The following is a 19,367-nucleotide window of genomic DNA, read 5'->3' on the forward strand; positions in this document are numbered from 1 at the left end:
CTAGTCAGCATGGCTGCGGACGCTCAACCATATTGCACACATCCAGCCCACGTGTCAGCTAGTTGGGGGACACCGGCCCCGTTGATCCCCGCACGGTGAGATGGGTGGGCATGACCGCAAGGCGCCGGCTGGAGCCTGCGTGCAGGGGGTCGAGTTGCGCCAGGAGCATCGAAACGGCCACCCGCCCTGCCTGTTCAATCGGTGAAGCCATGGTGGTGAGCGGCGGATTGCAGAAGTCGGCGCCAAAGATGTCGTCGCAACCCACAATGCTCATGTCTTCCGGCACACGGATCCCGCGTTCCCTGAGGCGCTGCAACATGCCGATGGCCAGCAGGTCGTTGAACACGATGCACGCCGTTGCCCCGGTTCGCGCCGCAGCGTCGGCTGCTGCTGCCCCGGAGGTCGTCTTCGGCGTGAAGGGCCCGACGCGGGACGTCGTCAGTCCCCTGTCGCGGCTTTCGTCTTCGAAGGTCTTCCAACGCTTGGCGTTCGACCATGACGACGCCGGGCCGCCGACGTAGCAGATCCTGGTGTGGCCCAGTGATGTCAGGTGTTCAAGCGCCTGGACGACGGCGCCCGGGGTATCGATGACGACCGTGGGGGCATTGGCTGATGACCGGTTGATGGTGACGATTGCCTGCGACGTTGCCGCTTCGAGGATCTGGGCATCGGTGAGGCGGGAGGCGGCCAGGATGAACCCGTCAGCTGTCCGCTGCATCTTCTGGAGCGTATCGGCCTCCATTTCCGCAGACTCTTCGGTGTCAACCAGCAACTGCGTGTAACCCGCTGCCTTGAGCTGGTTCTGGGTGCCCCGGATGATGTCGAAGTAGAACGGGTTGGTGACGTCGGGAACAAGGAGCGCGATGGCGTTGGTGCGCCCCGAGCTGAGTCCACGGGCTTGTGAACTGGGGACGTAGTTGAGCTCGGCAGCCACCTTTTCGATGCGTTCGCGGGTGGCCCTGTTGACGCGGTCGGGGTTGGACAGGGCCCGGGAGACAGTGGACGTGGCCACTCCCGCCAATGCGGCGACGTCCCGGATGGTGGGTGCGGATCCCCGCGCGTTTGTCTCAGCCATAGGAAGATTGCACCATTCATGGCAACTTTTGGCAACCGCTTGCCGCACCATTGCCGGACTCATAGACTCGATGCCGAAGCCCCTGTGACGTAGACCACTAACGGGCTGTGTATCCAAGGAGGAAACAATGAGGTTTGCACCATCAGCCAAACTTGCCGCCGTCGCTCTGACGGCGGCCCTGGCACTGACAGCGTGTGGGGGGAGCGACAACAGCAGCACGTCCAACAGCTCCGGGGGCGCCGTTGACGGAACGGGCAAGAAACTGAATGTCCTGACCGGCGTCAACAACCAGTACCCCGAGCAGCAGAAGGAATGGTTCAAGGACATCGCCGCAAAGTTCAAGGCGAAGACCGGAGCCGACGTCGAGTTCGAGACCTTTGCTTCAGCCAACGATGAGCTGACCCGCATCCAGACTTCCGTTGTTTCCGGCCAGGGCCCGGACGTCTACAGCCTGGGCACCACCTTCACGCCCACCGCCTACGCCACCAAGGCCTTCGTGACGTTGTCGGAGGATGACTGGAGGAAGGTCGGCGGTAAGGACCGCTTCAACCCGGCCGCACTGGGCATTTCAGGTCCTGACTCCGAGCACCAGGCCGGCATCCCCTTCGTCAGCCGCCCGTTTGTCATGGCGTACAACAAGGACCTCCTCGCCGCCGCAGGCATCGAAAAGCCCGCAACCACTTGGGATGAGCTTGCCGAACAGGCCAAGAAGATGACCAACGCAGGCACCGGAACCTATGGCCTGGCAACCGGGTACAAGGACAACTTCGACCCGTGGAAGTTCATCTGGGCCATGTCCGTGCAGGCAGGAAACCCCCTGGTGGACGGCGACAAGCTGAAGATGGATGACCCCACCGTCAAGAAAGCGTACGAGACCTACTTCGGCTGGCTCACCAAGGACAAGGTAGTGGATCCGGCAGCCATCGGTTGGAGCAACAGCAACGCCGTAGCGGCCTTCGCGTCCGGCAAGGCCGGATACCTGATGATGACCACATCCAGTTCGATCCCCACCCTGGACAAGTCAGCCATCGCCGGCAAGTACGCCTACTCGATCATGCCCACTACGGCTCCCGGGGAATCTTCCCCCAAGGGCGACGGCGACAAGGCCGCGAGCATCCTCTCCGGCGACAACGTAGTGGTTGCCGACTACTCCCAGCAGAAGGACCTGGCGTTCGCCTACATCGAGCTGATCACTTCCAAGGAAGAACAGCTGAACTACCAGAAGATCTTCGGTGAGCTCCCTGCGAATGCCGAGGCACTCGCGTCCCTGACTGATCCCAAACTGCAGCCCATCGCCGATGCTGCGAGCAAGTCGAAGGCAACCCCCTTCACAGGCGCCTGGGGCGATATCCAGCTGGGACTCCTGAACGTCACCGTCCAGTCCATTCCGGACCTGGCCAAGGGCTCTGTAGACAACGGCGCACTGGAGACACGGCTGAAGGATGCACAGTCCAAGGGCCAGGCCTCCCTCGACCGGGCCGCGAAGTCCTAGGCAGGGTTTCCCATGTCCACTGATTCCTTCAGGGAAATGAAAACCGTGGCTGGTCCGGCTGCCCGCGGGCAGCTGGCCCGGTCCGGGTCGACAGAACCAGCGCTCGACGCCGGTGCCTCACCAAACGCAGGCACAGGAGCCACCCAGCCGGCCGGCAATGGCCGGAAACCCGCCCGTCGCAAGGGCTTGAGTGAGCGCAACCGTCCACTGTGGATGCTGATCCCCGGCGGCGTCCTGATGTTCGTCATCATCGTGGTCCCGCTGTTCCTGGGCATCTACATGTCGGCGCTCAACCTCGACCAATACTCACTGCGCAAATGGGTCAGCGCACCGTTCATTGGTGTCGACAACTTTGTGGAGGCCCTGACTGATTCACCGCTGCTCCACTCGGTGTGGTTGAGCGTCAGCTACTCCCTGATCGCCATGGTGGTCACGTTGCCGTTGGGGATTGCCGCGGCTGTTGCCACGCAGAATGCCTTCAAGGGCCGCGCACTGGTCCGTTCGATCTTCCTGATCCCGTACGTGTTGCCCTCCTTCGTGGTGGCAACGGTGTGGCGGACCATGTTCCAGCCGGACGGAGTGGTCAACTCGGCGCTGGGTGTCTTTGGCATGGACGGTGGATTGTGGCTCAACGGACCGCAAACGTATTGGACGCTGATCCTGGTCCAGATCTGGGCTTCCTGGCCGTTCATCTACCTGCTGGCCCTTTCCGGCCTGCAATCCGTGGACCACGAGGTCCACGAGGCCTCCGCCTTGGACGGAGCGCTGTGGTGGAAGAAGCTGCGGTACGTCATCTTCCCCTATCTCAAGGGGCCGTTGGCACTCGCCTTCCTGATCGGCATGCTCCATCACATCAACAACTTCACGCTCCCGTTCGTGCTGTTCGGGGTCCCGGCGCCGTCCGACGTCGAAGTGCTTCCGATCCTCACCTACGTCACCAGCTTCCAGAGCTTCCGCTTCGGCCTCAGCGCCGCCATGGCGTTCGTGTCCTTGGTGCTGATCGCCATTCCGCTGTTCATCTACCTGCGCGCCGTCAAACTGGACGACGCCGAGACGCCGGGAGGCAAGAAGTGAGCGCATCAACCACCTCGGTCCGCGGCACGTCGCGCGGAGTCCCGGCCGGAACCACGTTCCGCCCCGGTTCCAGGCGGCAGCACGAAGTAACCCGTCTCCTGCCCGGCCCCATGCTGGCGATCATCCTGACAGTCCTGAGCGCCATCGTCCTGATCCCCGTGGCCTATATCTTCCTGGCCTCGGTCAACTCTGACATCGGCGTGGCAAATGGTGAGTTCTGGCCTTCCACGTTCTCCCTGGAGAACTACACCAAGATCTGGTCCAGTGTGGGCCTGGCGAAGGGCCTCGGCAACAGTGTCCTGGTCGCGGGAGCCACTGCGGTGGTTTCGGCTGCGATGTCCGTCTCCATTGCCTATGTCCTGGTCCGCTACCAGTTCCGTGGCCGGCTCTCCATCCTCCGCGGACTTCTTGCCCTGCAGTCGGTCCCGGGAACCCTGATGGTCCTTCCGGTCTTCGTGCTCTTTTCCTCGGCCGCCAGCTACCTTGGCGTACAGGTGATCGGTACGCAGTGGGGACTGTTCATCACCTACCTGACGTTCGCGATGCCATTCTCCACTTGGGTGATGGTCACCTATCTGCGTGGGCTGCCACGCGAACTTGAAGAGGCTGCAAGGATCGACGGCGCCAGCAACCTGGGCGTCCTGGTCCGGATCATCCTTCCACTCAGCTGGCCCGGAATTGTGGTCTCGGGGATCTTTGCCTTCCTGCTCGGCTGGAACGATGTCCTATTCGCCTCGGTGATGACCCGGCCCGACAGCCAGACCGCAGCAGTGGCCCTCCAGGTCTTCGGAGCCTCGCAGGAGGGTGGAGCCATTCCCCTGTACGGGCAAATGATGGCGGCCTCGCTCGTTTGTGCGGCGCCCGTCGTGATTCTCTACCTGATTTTCCAACGTTACCTAGTGGGCGGTCTCACCGCCGGAGGAGTTAAGTAGCAATGACCGGTCCAGCAACAGTCCAGTGGACGCTTTCGGGCTTCGGAGACGAGATCGACGACGACCCGGTCCTGCAGATCGCGGTGCTCCAGGCTTTGGGTGCGAACCACATCGAAGTCCGCAGTGCTTGGGGGACCAACATCGTGGACCTTGATCCCGAGCAGTTGGCGGAACTAAAGAAGCTCCTGGATGCGGCAGGCATGGGAGTTTCGGCGATTGCTTCCCCCATCGGCAAGGTGGACGTGACGCTGCCCGTGGAACACGAGGTTGAACGCCTTCGCCGTGCAGCCAACGCAGCGCAAGTTCTCGGCTCCCGCTACATCCGCATCTTCTCCTTCTACTACGAAGAAGGCGTGGACGTGGACAGCATCCGGGACGATGTCATCGAGCGGATGCGTGCTCTGGCGGACGTCGCTGAACACTCCGGAGTGGTACTCCTGCACGAGAACGAGAAGGACATTTTCGGAGACACCCCCGATCGTGTGCTCGACATCATCGAGTCCGTGAACTCGCCGGCTTTGAAAGTCGCGTGGGATCCGGCCAACTTCGTCCAGGTGGGCGTCAAGCCCTTCGACGAGGGCTACGCCAAACTCCGCCCCCACCTCGAGTACCTGCAGGTCAAAGACGCACGGTTCGCGGACGGCGTCGTGGTTCCTGCCGGTGAGGGCGACGGCGATCTGCTCCGCACCGTGGAGGCGTTGAAAGCTGACGGCTTCGAAGGATTCGCGAGCCTTGAACCACATCTGGCCGGAGCCCATGGCCTGGGCGGTTTTTCGGGACCGACCGCTTTCGGGATGGCCGCCCGGGCCTTTGCCAAAGTCGTTAACGAAGCAGGAGTGGAAACCAAGTGAGCACCGAAACGTCCAACCCCATCCTCAACGTCGCCATTGCCGGCTGCGGCACTATCGGGCGCACCCATGCGGCATCCGTCGCCGAAATCGGTGATCTGCAGGTCACGGCCCTGGTGGATGAGATCGCGGAAGCTGCAGACGCGCTGGCCCAGCACATAGAAGACCAGGGGGCGGCACGGCCGGCCACGTTCCGGAGTCTGGACGAAGCTTTCGCAGGTGCCGACGTCGATCTCGTCATCATTGCTACCCCCAGCGGACTGCACATCGAGCAGGCTCTGGAGGTACTCAACGCCGGCAAGCACGTGGTGATCGAAAAGCCCCTGGACGTGAACCTCAACCGCGCCGACGAAATCCTCGCTGCAGCGAAAGCAGCGGAAGAGAAGGGACTTGTAGCCAGCGTCATCAGCCAGCACCGCTTTGATCCCGCGAGCATCGTGGTGGACGAAGCCAATCGTGCGGGGCGCTTCGGCCGGCTAACATCGGCCATCGCCTCCGTGAGCTGGTACCGCAGCCAGGGCTACTACGACTCCGGCGCCTGGCGTGGCACCTGGGCCATGGACGGGGGAGGGGCAGTGATGAACCAGGGCGTCCACACCGTCGATCTCCTGCTGTGGTTCCTGGGCACCCCGGTCGAAATCAGTGCCAAAACGGCCCTCCTGGCACACACCGGCGTTGAAGTCGAGGACACCGCGGTGGCCACCGTGACCTTTGAATCGGGTGCCCTCGCAGTACTTCACGCCACCACCGCCGCCTACCCGGGGCTGAGCGTCAGGCTGCAGGTCATGGGCAGCATGGGATCAGCCGTCATCGACAGCGACAACCTCCAGTTCTTCCACACTGCGGCCTCAGAAGAAGAGACGCAGAGTGGACCGATGGGGATGCCCGGCGCCAGCAACCAGGCTGAGGCGGAACTTGCCAGGTTCGCGGACCCCGCACCGCAGGCAAAGCTGGACCCAACCCTCTATCCCGCGGGCCACATCCGCCAATACCGGGACGTGGTGGACGCCATCAGGAACGGCCGGCCGGCAGGCGTCACCATCCAGGATGCCGTCACGGCATTGGCCACGGTACGCGCGCTGTACGTTTCGGCCACGCTTGGCCGCCCCGTGCTCATCGCCGACGTGGTTGCAGGCAAGTACAACGACGTTGAGGTTCGGACCGGCAACGGCCACTTTGAGGAGGTCACGGCATGAAATTCTCGGTCTTCACGGCCTCCACACCGGAATGGTCACCGCAGGAAGCTGCGACGGAGCTGGCGGCCCAGGGCTGGCACGGCATCGAATGGCGGGTCACCGACCAGGCTGATTCGCCCGAACCCGGCTTCTGGGCAGGGAACATGGCCACCTGGCCCATGACCGGCCTTGAGGATTCGCTGCCGGAGATTGCCCGGATCACCACGGATGCCGGATTGGAGTACTCCGGCCTGGGCGGTTACGCCCGCTGCGACAATCACGACGGCGTGGAGCGCGTTCTTGCCGCCACCGCCGCTTTGGGCGCACGCCAGGTCCGGGTCAACGTCCTGCCGCTCGGGAACTCCACCATGGGGGGCGGCGAGCCCAGCGGCCTGTCCTACCCTGAGCTGTTTGCGGCCACCCGGGAACACTACGAGTGGGTGGCCGAACGCGCCGCGCACCATGGCGTCAAGGCACTCGTGGAACTGCACCACGGCACGGTGACGGCCTCGGCATCATCGGCCCGCAGGCTCCTGGAAGGCCTGGACCCGCAGCACGTTGGAGTCATTCATGACCTGGGCAACCTGTTGATCGAAGGCTGGGAATCACCTTTGCCCGCCCTGCAGTTGCTCGGCCCGTATCTTGCCCACATCCACGTCAAGAATGCCCGGTGGATCCGTACGGAGGAACGTGACGAAGCCGGAGCTGCTGTTTGGGTGAATGAGTGGGCGCCGCTGGCCGAGGGGCAGGGGAGCGTCCTTGGCTACTTCAAAGCCTTGGCCGAGGTGGGCTACGACGAATGGGTAACAGTAGAGGACTTCTCCACGGACGTCCCGCTCACTGCACGCACCGCCGGAAACCTGCAGTACCTGCGCCGGGTAGCAGAGCTGGCCGGACTGTCAGTTCCTGCCAGCGCCGATCTCTCCGCCGGTTCCATCCCGAAAGGCTGACCATGTCCCATTCCCTTGCCACCCATCCCGACCGCCTCCTTCCAGCGGATCCGGGGACGCGCAGCATCGCGCGTTCCTTGCTGGGGCGTGTCCAGGACCTGCCCATCATTTCCCCGCATGGCCACGTGGACGCGGCAGTGATCGAACAGAACACGCCGTTCCCGGATCCCGCGGCATTGCTGGTCACCCCGGACCACTACGTGACGCGACTGATTCATGCTTCCGGTGTTCCGCTGGAAAAGCTGCAGCCGCAGGCGGGGGCGCGCAGTATCTGGCGGTCCTTCTGTGAGGCGTGGCCCTTGTTCGATGGCACCGCCTCCGGGTACTGGCTGCGGACGCAGTTCGAGTCGGTTTTTGGGTGGCAGGGGGAGTTGTCCGCGGAGACCGCGGACGCGAGCTTCGATGCCATTTCCGCCAAGCTGGTGGAGCCTGGGTTCCGTCCCCGGGAATTGTTCAAGGACTTCAATATTGAGGTCCTGGCCACCACCGATGATCCCCTCGACTCGTTGGACAGCCATGCCGCGTTGGCCGCTGATCCGTCCTTCCACGGCCGCGTGCTGCCGACTTTCCGCCCGGACGCGTATATCAACATCGCGCACCCGGCGTGGGCGGCCAACGTCGATCGGCTCATTGCCGAAGCGTCCGACGGCGGCACAGGTTACCGGGGATACCTCACCGCCTTGGAGAATCGCCGTCGTTATTTCGTGGATCACGGGGCAGTGTCCGCAGATCATGGCGTGAGGACACCGGCAACCCTGAAACTGGACGAGGCCGAAGCGGAGGCCCTGTTCGACAAGGCCCGTGCCGGCCTCGCCACGGCCTTGGATCGTGATGCCTTCGAAGCCCACATGATGTACCAGATGGCAAGGATGTCGGTGGAGGACGGGCTGGTGATGACCATCCATCCAGGCTCCTTCCGGAACCACCACCAGCCCACGTTCGAAGCCTTCGGCGCCGACACGGGCCACGACATCCCGTTCGCCGTCAATTACACCGAAGCGGTCCGGCCGTTGCTGCAGGACTTCGGCACTGCCAAGGACTTCCATTTGGTGTTGTTCACGCTCGATGAGACCGTCTTCTCCCGCGAACTCGCACCACTGGCAGGCTTTTACCCCTCGGTCTACATCGGGGCGCCCTGGTGGTTCCTTGACGCCCCGGATGCCATGCTCCGGTTCCGCTCAGCCGTCACGGAAACCGCAGGTTTCTCCAGGTCATCCGGGTTCATCGATGACACCCGCGCCTTCTGCTCCATCCCCGCCCGGCACGACGCCTCACGACGGATCGAGGCCTCGTTCCTGGCACGGCTGGTTGCCGAGCACCGCATCAGTGAGGACCGCGCACACGAGCTGATTGTCGACGTCGTCGATTCTTCCCCGCGAAGGGTCTTCAAACTGTGAGTGCCCAGACGACCCCCCGGCTCAGCCGCGCCAGCGCGTTTCCGGGGCAAGCCACACCGCCGGTCCGGATAGTGCACCTTGGCCTGGGGGCGTTTCACCGCTCCCACCAGGCCTGGTACACCCATCACGCCGGCGATGCCGCTGACTGGGGCATCGCGGCCTTCACCGGACGCAGGCCCGACGCGGCTGACCTGCTGGCCGGGCAGGACGGTGTATTCACTGTGGTGGAGCGCTCGGGCGCGGGCGACACCTTCGAGGTCATCGGCAGCATTGTGGAAGCCGTGGATGGTTCCGACGTCGGGCGGCTGGCCGGGCTTCTGGCCGCACCCGCCACGGTTGTGGTCACGCTGACCATCACGGAAGCGGCGTATGCGGCGGTTGGCGCGGAAACGCCGCTGGCCCGTCTGGTCACGGCGCTCGCTGCCCGCAAGGACGCCGACGCCGGTCCGATCGCCGTGGTCAGCTGCGACAACGTTGCGGAAAACGGCCTGGTTGCCGGGAAGGCGGTGCGGGCCCTTGCAGAGGCGACTGACCCGGCCCTGGGCGAATGGATCAATGCCAACGTGAGCTTTGTCGGTACCTCCGTGGACCGGATCACGCCGCGCACCACTCCGGAGGACCTTGCGGAAGTGGCCGAACAGTGCGGCTACCGGGATGAGGCCGCCGTGGTGGCTGAACCCTTCCACAACTGGATCCTCAGCGGTGACTTTCCGGGCGGCCGTCCTCGGTGGGAGGATGCCGGCGCGGTTTTCGTGGACGACATTGAGCCCTACGAAAACCGTAAGCTCTGGCTCCTCAACGGAGCGCACTCAATCCTTGCCTATGCTGGCTTGGTCCGGGGCCACACAACCGTGGCAGAAGCGCTGTCCGACGGGACCTGCAGGGCCGCCGTGGAGGCATTTTGGGATGAAGCATCCCGCCATCTGCCCGGCGAAGGCCTGGATATTCCCGGATACCGCAGGGCCCTCCTGGACCGCTTTGGCAACTCGCGGATTGCCCATCATCTGGCGCAGATTGCCATGGACGGAACCACCAAATTGCGTATGCGCGCCCTGCCTGTCCTGGCCGCTGAACGTGCCCTTGGCCGTTCAGGAGACGGCGCTGCCCGCATGATCGCGGCCTGGGCCGCGTACTTGTCCGCGGCTGAAGACTTCCAGGACCCCCTGGCAGACGACATCAAAACCGCAAAGACGCTCGACGGCGAACAACGCACCGCTGCGCTTCTGGCACTCCTCAGCCCAGGGCTGGCCGGAGACAGTGCCTTGGTTTCCCATGTTCACCGGCAGCAAGACGCCATCGCCGCTGCCCGCACCCACGCATAGCCACTGGAAGGAATGCCACACCATGAAAATCGTTGCCGCTGAAGTCTTCGTGACCAGCCCGTCCCGCAACTTCGTCACCCTGCGCATCACCACCGAGGACGGTGTGACGGGCATCGGGGACGCGACGCTCAACGGCCGTGAACTCGCCGTTGCCGCGTACCTGAAGGAACACGTCGCGCAGCTTCTGATCGGTAAGGACCCGCACCGGATCGAGGACACCTGGCAGTTCCTGTACCGCAGCTCCTACTGGCGCCGTGGCCCCGTCACCATGGCGGCGATTGCCGCCGTCGACATGGCTCTGTGGGACATCAAGGGCAAGGTGGCCGGGATGCCGGTCTACCAGCTGCTGGGCGGGGCTTCCCGCAATGGGCTGCGCGCTTACGGCCACGCCTCGGGTGCAGATATTCCTTCCCTGTTCGACTCCGTCCAGGAGCACCTGGAGTTGGGCTACAAGTCCATCCGTATCCAGACCGCGATACCCGGCATCAAGGCCGTCTACGGTGTGGCCGCGCAGGCACAAGCCTCAGGCGAGCGTTACGACTACGAGCCCGCCGGACGCGGCGCCTTCCCGCAGGAAGAGGACTGGGACACCCGCGCGTACCTCCGCCACCTGCCCACCGTTTTTGAAGCAGTGCGCAACGAGTTCGGTCCGGAAATCCCGCTGCTGCACGACGGCCACCACCGCATGACCCCCATCCAGGCCGCCAAACTCGGCAAGGCCCTGGAGCCCTACGACCTTTTCTGGCTGGAGGACTGCACTCCTGCCGAGAACCAGGAAGGCCTGCGCCTGGTCCGGCAGCACACCACCACCCCGCTGGCCATTGGCGAAATCTTCAATACCGTGTGGGACTACCAGACCCTCATCAAGGAACAGCTGATCGACTACGTGCGGGCGGCCTCCACCCACTTCGGTGGCATCTCACCGCTGAAGAAGGTCATGGACTTCGCTGCGCAGTACCAGATCAAGTCCGGCTTCCACGGCCCCACGGACATTTCCCCGGTGGGCTTCGCCGCGCAGCTGCATGTGGGCCTGGCCATCCACAACTACGGCATCCAGGAATACATGCAGCACTCGGACAAGACCAACGAGGTCTTCCAGCAGTCCATGACCTTCAAGGACGGCTACCTGCACCCGGGCGACAACCCGGGTATCGGCGTCGAATTCAACGAGGAAGCCGCTGCCGCGTTCCCGTACCAGCAGGCCTACCTGCCCTACAACCGCCTCGTGGACGGCACCGTTCATGACTGGTAAACCTCTGTCCCGTGCGAGCGTCCATCACCACATCGTGGTGATGGGTGTCGCGGGCTGCGGAAAGAGCACCGTGGGTGCGGCCCTCGCCGAACGCCTCGGCGCTGGATTCCTCGACGGCGATTCGCTGCACCCGCAGGCGAACATCGACAAGATGGCAGCGGGTACCCCGCTGAACGACGACGACCGCGCACCATGGCTGGCCGAGATCGGCAGGCGATTCCCGGCGTCGGAATCTTCTCTTGTCATCGCGTGCAGCGCGCTAAAGCGCTCCTATCGGGACATCATCCGCAGCGCCGACCCGTCCGTGGTCTTCGTGCACCTGCAAGGGACGCGCGAACTGCTGGACGCACGCATGAAGGCGCGGCCCGGGCACTTCATGCCGCCTTCGTTGCTGGACTCCCAACTTGCCACACTGGAACCATTGCAGAATGACGAAGCCGGGGTAGTGGTGGACATCGCACAGCCCGTCGAGGACATCGTGAATGAGGTGGGCTCAGCGCTGGCTGGCCTGGATACCCCAACAACGGAGCGCGTCTGAAGCGCCATTGTCCTTCCCTGCCATCGCGGAGCAACACCTCAAACCCGGCATCGCCCACCAGGCGGTGCCGGGTTTTGTTGTTCCGGAGAGTGACGCGGGTCATTGTGAACGCTAACAACGTTGTAAATCAAGACTTTGACGAAGGGGCGGCGCCTGCAACCAATTCGTGATCTACAGCCCTTGACCCCGGGTATTGTTAGCGTTCACAATGGCATTCGCAATACCTTTTCAATGGCTTGTGCAGCCCCCAGCACGCAGGCCACATCCAGCTTCACCGTGCCGGACGCGCAGATGCTCCGGCTGCATCAGAGTTCGCGGCACTGCTGCCGCGGAAGGAGAGCATCGTGAGATTGAAAAAACTCCTGGGCGCCGTAGCGGTCGTCCTAACCTTGACCGTCGGAGCCACAGGCTGCGGCAGCCGTGGAGGCGCGGCGGAGTCTTCCAGCACCGCAAAGCCCAGCGATTCGCTGGTAGGCATCTCGATGCCGACGCAGACATCGGAGCGTTGGATCGCAGACGGTGCCAATGTTGAGAAATCCCTGAAGGACCTCGGCTACAAGACGGACCTGCAGTTCGCCAACGATGACATCCCCACGCAGGTTTCCCAGATCGAGAACATGCTGACCAAGGGTGCGAAGGCACTCATCATCGCAGCCATCGATGGCACCACGCTGACGGACGTCCTGGCCAAGGCCAAGGAACAGAACGTCAAGGTCATCGCTTACGACCGCCTCATCAACGGAACGCCGAACGTGGACTACTACACCACGTTCGACAACTACACCGTGGGCGTCCAGCAGGCCACGTCGTTGCTGACGGGTCTGGGACTCGTTGATGCCAGCGGCAAGAAGGTAGAGGGCAAGGGCCCGTTCAACGTCGAATTGTTCGCGGGCAGCCCGGATGACAACAACGCCAACTTCTTCTGGACCGGCGCAATGGATACCCTCAAGCCCTACCTGGATGCAGGCACCTTGAAGGTCCCCAGTGGCCAGACCAAGTTCGAGCAGGCAGCCATCCTCCGCTGGCAGGCACCCGTTGCCCAGAAGCGCATGGAAGACATCCTCACCTCCGCCTACAGCTCCGGCACCAAGCTCGACGGCGTGCTGTCCCCGTATGACGGCCTGTCCATCGGCATCATTTCCGCTCTGACCAGCACCGGCGGTTACTCCACCGGAAAGCTCCCGGTCGTGACCGGCCAGGACGCTGAAAAGGGTTCCGTGAAATCCATCATCGCCGGCGAGCAGTACTCCACCATCTTCAAGGACACCCGCCAGCTCGGCGCCCAGGCCGTGAAAATGGTAGACGCCGTACTCAAGGGCAGTGAGCCCGAAACCAACGACACCAAGACCTACAACAACAAGGTCAAGGTTGTTCCGGCATACCTTCTGAAGTCCGTCATCATCACCAAGGACAACTACAAGAAGGAACTCATCGACTCGGGCTACTACACCGAAGCCGACGTCAAGTAACCACCTCCCCAATCTGTGGCCCCACCGCCCCGTGTTGCAGCGCGCAGCGGTGGGGCCACAGCATCCCAGTGCCTGTCGAGTCCTCGACCCGGCCCAGTTTCAACCAGTCAGCGGGAATTGACGATGAACGTACCCATTCTTCAAATGCGAGGAATCACCAAGACCTTCCCCGGTGTAAAAGCCCTTCAGGACGTCACCCTAGACGTCAACCGAGGTGAGGTTCACGCCATTTGTGGTGAGAACGGAGCCGGGAAATCCACCCTCATGAAAGTGTTGTCCGGCGTCTACGCGCACAACACCTTCGACGGCGACATTCTGTTCGAGAACGAACCCTGCGAATTTTCCAGCATCACGGACAGCGAGAAGCGCGGCATCGTGATCATCCACCAGGAATTGGCCCTGAGCCCGTATCTGTCCATCGCCGAGAACATCTACCTGGGCAATGAGCTTGCGAAGAACGGCTGGGTGGACTGGCGGAAGACCAACCTGGAGGCCGCCAAACTGCTGGCCCGGGTGGGTCTCAGCGAGAATCCCGTAACGCCCATCCAGCACATCAGCGTGGGTAAGCAGCAGTTGGTGGAGATCGCGAAGGCGCTCTCCAAGGAGGTGAAGCTGCTCATCCTCGATGAGCCCACGGCGGCGCTGAACGACGAAGACTCGGACCACCTGCTGGACCTCATCCTGCACCTCAAAGGCCAGGGCGTCACCAGCATTATCATCAGCCACAAACTCAACGAGATCCGCAAAGTGGCCGACGCCGTCACCATCATCCGCGACGGCAAATCCATCGAGACACTGCGCCTGGACCAGGGACAGATCACCCAGGAACGCATCATCCGGGGCATGGTGGGACGCGATCTCGAAAGCCTGTATCCGGACCGGACACCAAACATCGGTGAAGAAGTCCTCCGCATCGAGGATTGGACGGTCCAGCATCCACAGGACCATTCACGGATGGTGGTCAGCAACGCCAACCTGACGGTCCGTAAGGGTGAGGTTGTTGGGTTGGCCGGCCTCATGGGTGCGGGCAGGACCGAGCTCGCGATGAGCGTTTTCGGCCGTACCTACGGCCGTGCGGTCTCCGGCAAGGTTTACAAGTACGGCCAGGAGATCAACACGTCCACGGTTTCGGATGCAATCGAGCACGGAATTGCGTACGCCACCGAGGACCGGAAGCACTACGGCCTGAACCTGATCGAAGACATCAAGCGGAACATCTCCATGGCGGCCCTGAACAAGCTGGCCAAACGAGGTTGGGTGGACGGCAACCAGGAAACCACGGTGGCCAACCATTACCGCAAGAGCATGAACATCAAAGCGCCTTCGGTCGCTGCGATCACGGGCAAGCTCTCCGGCGGGAACCAGCAAAAAGTGGTGCTCAGCAAGTGGATGTTCTCCGACCCCGACGTCCTCATCCTGGACGAACCCACGCGTGGGATCGATGTGGGCGCCAAGTTTGAGATCTACACGATCATCGCCGAGCTGGCGGCCTCGGGGAAAGCGGTCATTGTGATCTCCTCCGAACTGCCGGAACTCCTGGGCATCTGCGACAGGATCTACACGCTCTCAGCGGGCCGCATCACCGGCGAGGTCCCCATCGCCGAAGCCACCCAGGAAACCCTCATGCACTACATGACTCAAGAGAAGGAATAGCCACCATGTCCGCCCTACGAGAATCCCTTGGCTTCCTCACAAGCCGCCTCCGCCAGGTTGGCATCTTCGTCGCCCTGATCCTGATTGTCATCCTCTTCCAGGTCCTCACCGACGGCATCCTCCTTCAGCCCCAGAACGTCACCAACCTGGTGGTCCAGAACAGCTATATCCTGATCCTTGCCATCGGCATGGTGATGGTCATTATTGCCGGTCATATCGACCTCTCCGTCGGCTCGATTGCCGGCTTCATCGGCGCCGTGGCCGGTGTGATGATCGTGCACTGGGGCTGGGCCTGGTGGCTCGCCATCCCGGCGTGCCTCTTGGTGGGAGCCCTCGTGGGTGCCTGGCAGGGTTACTGGATTGCCTACGTTGGTATCCCCGCATTCATCGTCACCCTTGCCGGCATGCTGATCTTCCGTGGCCTGACCCTGATTACCCTCAAGAACCAGCAGATCACCCCGTTCCCGAACGAACTGCGCGCCCTGGGCGGCGGCTTCCTGCCGGACATCTCCGGTGGCACGTCCGTCCTTGAGTGGCTGACCGTGATCCTGGGTGTCGGCGGTACGGCAGCCATCCTTTTCCAGGCTTTGAAGGAACGCCGGGTGCGCCGCAAGTTCAACCTGGAGAACGAACCGATGGCGTGGTTCGCCGTCAAGAACGGTTTCATCGCACTCCTGATGCTCATCATCACCTTCCTGCTGGCCAGCTACCGTGGAACCCCGATTGTCCTGGTTGTCCTGGCAGTCCTTGTGATCCTGTACTCGGCGCTGATGAGCAACAGCATCTTTGGCCGCCACACCTATGCCATTGGCGGCAACCTCCACGCCGCCGAGCTGTCCGGCATCAAGACCAAGAAGGTCACCTTCCGGCTCTTCGTCAACATGGGCGTCCTGGCCGCGCTGGCGGGCCTGGTCTTCACGGCCCGCCTGAACTCGGCACAGCCTGCCGGCGGTACCGGGTTCGAGCTGGACTCCATCGCTGCAGCGTTCATCGGCGGCGCAGCTGTCCAGGGCGGCATCGGCACCGTGGCAGGAGCCATGATCGGTGGCCTGATCATGGGCGTCCTGAACAACGGCATGTCCATTCTCGGCCTGGGCACTGATTACCAGCAGCTCATCAAGGGCCTGGTGCTCCTGCTGGCTGTCGGCTTCGACATCTTCAACAAGAACCGGACCGGTGCCGGCGGAGGTTCCTCCATGGGCCGCCGGTTCAAGTGGAAGACCACGCCTCCAGCTGCCGAAGCGGCACCCGCTTCCACGGCGGAGCCTGTGGGCGTCGACGCGAAGTAGCATCTGATGCCACGCGGTGAGCAACCGCCAACACTGCGGCCCCGGGTATTGCCCGGGGCCGCCCCCGACTCACCGAGCCGGCCCCCGGTAATGGGGGATGTGGCGAAGATGGCCGGGGTTTCCCACCAAACGGTTTCCCGTGTCCTGAACAACCACCCGAACGTCAGCCACAACACCAGGCAACGGGTGGAAGCGGCAATAGCCCGCCTCGGCTATCGCCGGAACACCGCAGCACGGAGCCTGGTGACGCGTCGGTCGCGGACCATTGGTGTCCTTGCCTGCGAAACGGGACAGTTCGGGCCCGCGAACACGTTGCTTGGAGTCGAGCAGGCGGGCAGGGAAGCCGGATACTTCGTCAGCATCGCGAATCTTCGCGAAGTGACCAGTGACAGTATCAATGACGCCATGGGCCACTTCCGCAGCCAATCCGTGGACGGCATCGTCATCCTGGTTCCGCATCCCGATGTCCTTGCGGCCCTGCATGACGTTTCAGTCCCTGTGCCGATCGTGGCCGTAGGCGCCGGTGCGGGAAACCAGCTCACCGGAGCGTCCCTCAACCAGCGTTTGGGAGCCAGGCTGGCCGTGGAACACCTGATCGGTCTGGGGCATCGCAGCATCGCCCACATTTCCGGGCCTACGCACTGGATCGACGCCGCGGAGCGCATTGAGGGCTGGCGGGAGGCGATGGACACGGCCGGACTCGAGGCGAGCGTCCTGCTCCAGGGTGCCTGGGATGCCGCATCCGGATACCAGGCCGGACGGGAACTCATCGACCACGACTCCGTAACCGCTGTATTCGTAGCGAATGACCAGATGGCCGTCGGCGTCCTCCGCGCCCTCCAGGAAGCCGGCCGCCACGTACCAGGCGATATCAGCGTGGTGGGCTACGACGACCAGCCGGAGGCCGGGTTCTTCATGCCTCCCTTGACCACCATCAAGCAGGACTTCGAAGAACTCGGGCGAAAAACCATGGAAGAGATGCTGCACCAGCTGGAGGGGAAAGCAGGAACCCGGGACCAGATCGTGGATCCGCGCCTGGTCATCAGGGCAACCACGGCTGCACCGGCACACTAAACTAGGAGCCATGACTTCCACCAGTTTCCCTGCAGTCGACACTGCTGCTGCCCGTGCCCGCCTTCTTGAACTCATCAAAGAGCTGGCGGTGGTCCGCGGCAAGGTTATCCTCTCCAGCGGCAAGGAAGCGGACTACTACATCGACCTGCGCCGCATCACCTTGCACCACGAGGCCTCCAAGCTGGTAGGCCAGGTCATGCTGGCAATGATCGACGACGCCGGCGTTGCGGTTGAGTGCGCAGGCGGACTCACCATGGGTGCCGACCCCGTCGGTACCGCTGTCATGCACGCTGCTGCCGATGCCGGCCGTGCCGTGGACGCCTTCGTCGTCCGCAAAGCCCAGAAGTCCTACGGCATGGGCCGCCAGGTGGAAGGTCCCTCAGTCGAAGGCCGCAACGTGGTGGTCCTCGAGGACACGTCCACCACCGGCGGGTCCGCGCTGACCGCCGTCGAAGGTGTCCGCAAGGCGGGCGGCAACGTGGTGGCCGTGGCTGTGATCGTGGACCGCAACACCGGTGCCAAAGAGAAGATCGAAGCCGAAACCGGCGTTCCGTACCTCTTCGCTTTCGGCAAGGACGAACTGGGCCTGGACTAAACAGATTCCGTCCGGTTACTGATTGCAAGAGCACATCCTAAGGGCACCGGCTGTGCGCAAACTGCGGGGATGTAAGGCAGTGCCGCCGAAGCCTATGCTTGCTGCGTGGACGTTCAAGTAGGGAAGCTGCCGGCGCCGCCGGAGGTGACTGAAAACCCTCCCGCGCCGGTAACTCCGGAACCTGAAACGGCGGGGGATCCGGGCTCCTGGGCCCGGATCCTGCCTTACGCTGCCCGGCTCAAGAAGACGTCCCGCCGTAATTTCCTGACCTACGCCGGCATTTCCGCAGCCCTGGCCGGGGACATGCTATTCACCAGGCGCGTCCAGGCGGAGCGCCGGGCCACCAAAATCCTTCGGGTCCCGGACCCGTACTCGGACCTGTACTTTCCCAAAGCCAGTTGGATCCTCTTTCCCGGGTACAAAACCAGTTGGGAAGAAGCACAGTGGATCCTCAACTCGCTGCGTCCTGCACTGCACCAACGCGGCCGCCTGGCCGCCGTCGGATATTCCAATCTGGGCCTGGACGTCGATGAAGTAGTCCGCGCAATCATCCTGCATGTCCGCGAGCTGGAACTGGAGAAGCTGTACTTTTACGGTCACAGCTTTGGCGGAATGCTCGCGACGCAGGTTGCTGCACGCCTGCTGGAACTCCATGGCGTGGAAACGCAGGTGATTGTCCTGGATTCGAGTCCGTTCAGCCGCGCAGATGTCCTGGACCAGAGCTGGTTCGACGGCGTTGTGTTCCTTTATGAGAACGGCTTCCGCATTCCTTCGGTGCTGCGCGGGGGCTATGAGCTGGGGGAGCGCGTGGTTCACAAGGACGAGCGCACGTGGCGGCAGATCCTCGATCAGACGATGGAACAGCTTTCGCCTATCGCGCCTTCCAGTGTGCTGATCCAGACAGAGTCGGCCTACATCTACCACTTTGACGGGCTGCGGTTCGCGGGCAAGATCGGCGGCGCCAAGATGGCGTTCCTGGGCAACTCCAAGGACGGCACCGTGGACTACGAATCGGCGCGTGCGGGATGGAGCAAGGTTTTCGGCGCCAACATGGCCCTGCCCACCCTGAGTACCGAGGGCGCACGGCCGGCGCACGCGAGTCCGCAGTGGAACGCCGGCGTATACCGGCCATTGCTGGAAAAGGTACAGGATGAGCTCCTGCCCCTGCCGCCCGAACCGGAGGAACCGTCGTACCAGGAGCCCAATGGGAAGATCATCAGGCCTGCGTAAGG

17 protein-coding genes are annotated in these 19,367 nt (G+C 63.1%); 16 read left to right on the forward strand and 1 reads right to left on the reverse strand.

Annotated elements, in window-relative coordinates; translation table 11 throughout:
• Positions 1-58: 58 nt before the first annotated feature.
• On the reverse strand, positions 59-1,075 hold the full coding sequence (locus HMI60_RS06510; RefSeq protein ID WP_018779466.1) for a LacI family DNA-binding transcriptional regulator: 1,017 nt from the start codon (positions 1,073-1,075) through the stop codon (positions 59-61).
• 127 nt (positions 1,076-1,202) lie between these two features.
• On the opposite strand from HMI60_RS06510, the gene HMI60_RS06515 reads away from it, so the two are divergent.
• From HMI60_RS06515 to HMI60_RS06590, 16 genes are all read left to right on the forward strand, one after another.
• Positions 1,203-2,567 (forward strand): ABC transporter substrate-binding protein, encoded by a 1,365-nt coding sequence (locus tag HMI60_RS06515; RefSeq protein WP_193590781.1) that lies wholly within the window; start codon positions 1,203-1,205, stop codon positions 2,565-2,567.
• 12 nt (positions 2,568-2,579) lie between these two features.
• A complete protein-coding gene (locus HMI60_RS06520; protein ID WP_193590782.1) occupies positions 2,580-3,641 on the forward strand; it encodes a carbohydrate ABC transporter permease in 1,062 nt (353 codons plus the stop codon).
• Positions 3,638-4,573 carry a carbohydrate ABC transporter permease gene (locus tag HMI60_RS06525; protein ID WP_018779463.1) on the forward strand — a complete coding sequence of 312 codons (936 nt, stop codon included), beginning with the start codon at positions 3,638-3,640 and terminating at the stop codon, positions 4,571-4,573. Before HMI60_RS06520 ends, HMI60_RS06525 begins: the two co-directional genes overlap by 4 nt.
• Positions 4,574-4,575: 2 nt before the next feature.
• A complete protein-coding gene (locus tag HMI60_RS06530) occupies positions 4,576-5,424 on the forward strand; it encodes a sugar phosphate isomerase/epimerase (RefSeq protein ID WP_110505379.1) in 849 nt (282 codons plus the stop codon).
• The gene (locus HMI60_RS06535) at positions 5,421-6,617 is read left to right on the forward strand and encodes a Gfo/Idh/MocA family protein (RefSeq protein ID WP_018779461.1); all 1,197 of its coding nucleotides are present in this window, start codon (positions 5,421-5,423) and stop codon (positions 6,615-6,617) included. The genes HMI60_RS06530 and HMI60_RS06535 overlap by 4 nt, the downstream gene beginning before the upstream one ends.
• Positions 6,614-7,546, forward strand: coding sequence for a sugar phosphate isomerase/epimerase (locus tag HMI60_RS06540; protein WP_193590783.1), 933 nt, complete (start codon positions 6,614-6,616; stop codon positions 7,544-7,546). The genes HMI60_RS06535 and HMI60_RS06540 overlap by 4 nt, the downstream gene beginning before the upstream one ends.
• 2 nt (positions 7,547-7,548) lie before the next feature.
• Positions 7,549-8,943, forward strand: coding sequence for a glucuronate isomerase (uxaC, locus tag HMI60_RS06545; RefSeq protein WP_193590784.1), 1,395 nt, complete (start codon positions 7,549-7,551; stop codon positions 8,941-8,943).
• Positions 8,940-10,265: a mannitol dehydrogenase family protein gene (locus HMI60_RS06550; RefSeq protein WP_193590785.1), complete on the forward strand. Its 1,326-nt coding sequence runs from the start codon at positions 8,940-8,942 to the stop codon at positions 10,263-10,265. Before uxaC ends, HMI60_RS06550 begins: the two co-directional genes overlap by 4 nt.
• A 22-nt stretch (positions 10,266-10,287) precedes the next feature.
• Entirely contained in the window at positions 10,288-11,517 is a 1,230-nt protein-coding gene (manD, locus tag HMI60_RS06555; RefSeq protein ID WP_193590786.1) for a D-mannonate dehydratase ManD, read from the forward strand.
• Positions 11,507-12,055: a gluconokinase gene (locus tag HMI60_RS06560; RefSeq protein WP_227453670.1), complete on the forward strand. Its 549-nt coding sequence runs from the start codon at positions 11,507-11,509 to the stop codon at positions 12,053-12,055. The genes manD and HMI60_RS06560 overlap by 11 nt, the downstream gene beginning before the upstream one ends.
• Before the next feature lie 344 nt (positions 12,056-12,399).
• Positions 12,400-13,524: a multiple monosaccharide ABC transporter substrate-binding protein gene (gene chvE / locus HMI60_RS06565; protein WP_026267409.1), complete on the forward strand. Its 1,125-nt coding sequence runs from the start codon at positions 12,400-12,402 to the stop codon at positions 13,522-13,524.
• A 123-nt stretch (positions 13,525-13,647) separates the two neighbouring features.
• Positions 13,648-15,177, forward strand: coding sequence for a multiple monosaccharide ABC transporter ATP-binding protein (gene mmsA / locus HMI60_RS06570; protein ID WP_020608553.1), 1,530 nt, complete (start codon positions 13,648-13,650; stop codon positions 15,175-15,177).
• A gap of 5 nt (positions 15,178-15,182) precedes the next feature.
• On the forward strand, positions 15,183-16,466 hold the full coding sequence (gene mmsB / locus HMI60_RS06575) for a multiple monosaccharide ABC transporter permease (RefSeq protein WP_018779453.1): 1,284 nt from the start codon (positions 15,183-15,185) through the stop codon (positions 16,464-16,466).
• Positions 16,467-16,556: 90 nt separating this feature from the next.
• Complete coding sequence (locus HMI60_RS06580) at positions 16,557-17,540, forward strand: LacI family DNA-binding transcriptional regulator (protein WP_039239484.1); 984 nt, start codon at positions 16,557-16,559, stop codon at positions 17,538-17,540.
• A gap of 10 nt (positions 17,541-17,550) precedes the next feature.
• A complete protein-coding gene (gene pyrE / locus HMI60_RS06585; protein ID WP_018779451.1) occupies positions 17,551-18,135 on the forward strand; it encodes an orotate phosphoribosyltransferase in 585 nt (194 codons plus the stop codon).
• Between the two features lie 105 nt (positions 18,136-18,240).
• Complete coding sequence (locus HMI60_RS06590; RefSeq protein ID WP_018779450.1) at positions 18,241-19,365, forward strand: thioesterase domain-containing protein; 1,125 nt, start codon at positions 18,241-18,243, stop codon at positions 19,363-19,365.
• Positions 19,366-19,367 lie beyond the last annotated feature (2 nt).

Origin of the sequence: Paenarthrobacter sp. YJN-D, assembly GCF_015040335.1 — a bacterium.
Lineage (GTDB): Bacteria > Actinomycetota > Actinomycetes > Actinomycetales > Micrococcaceae > Arthrobacter > Arthrobacter nicotinovorans.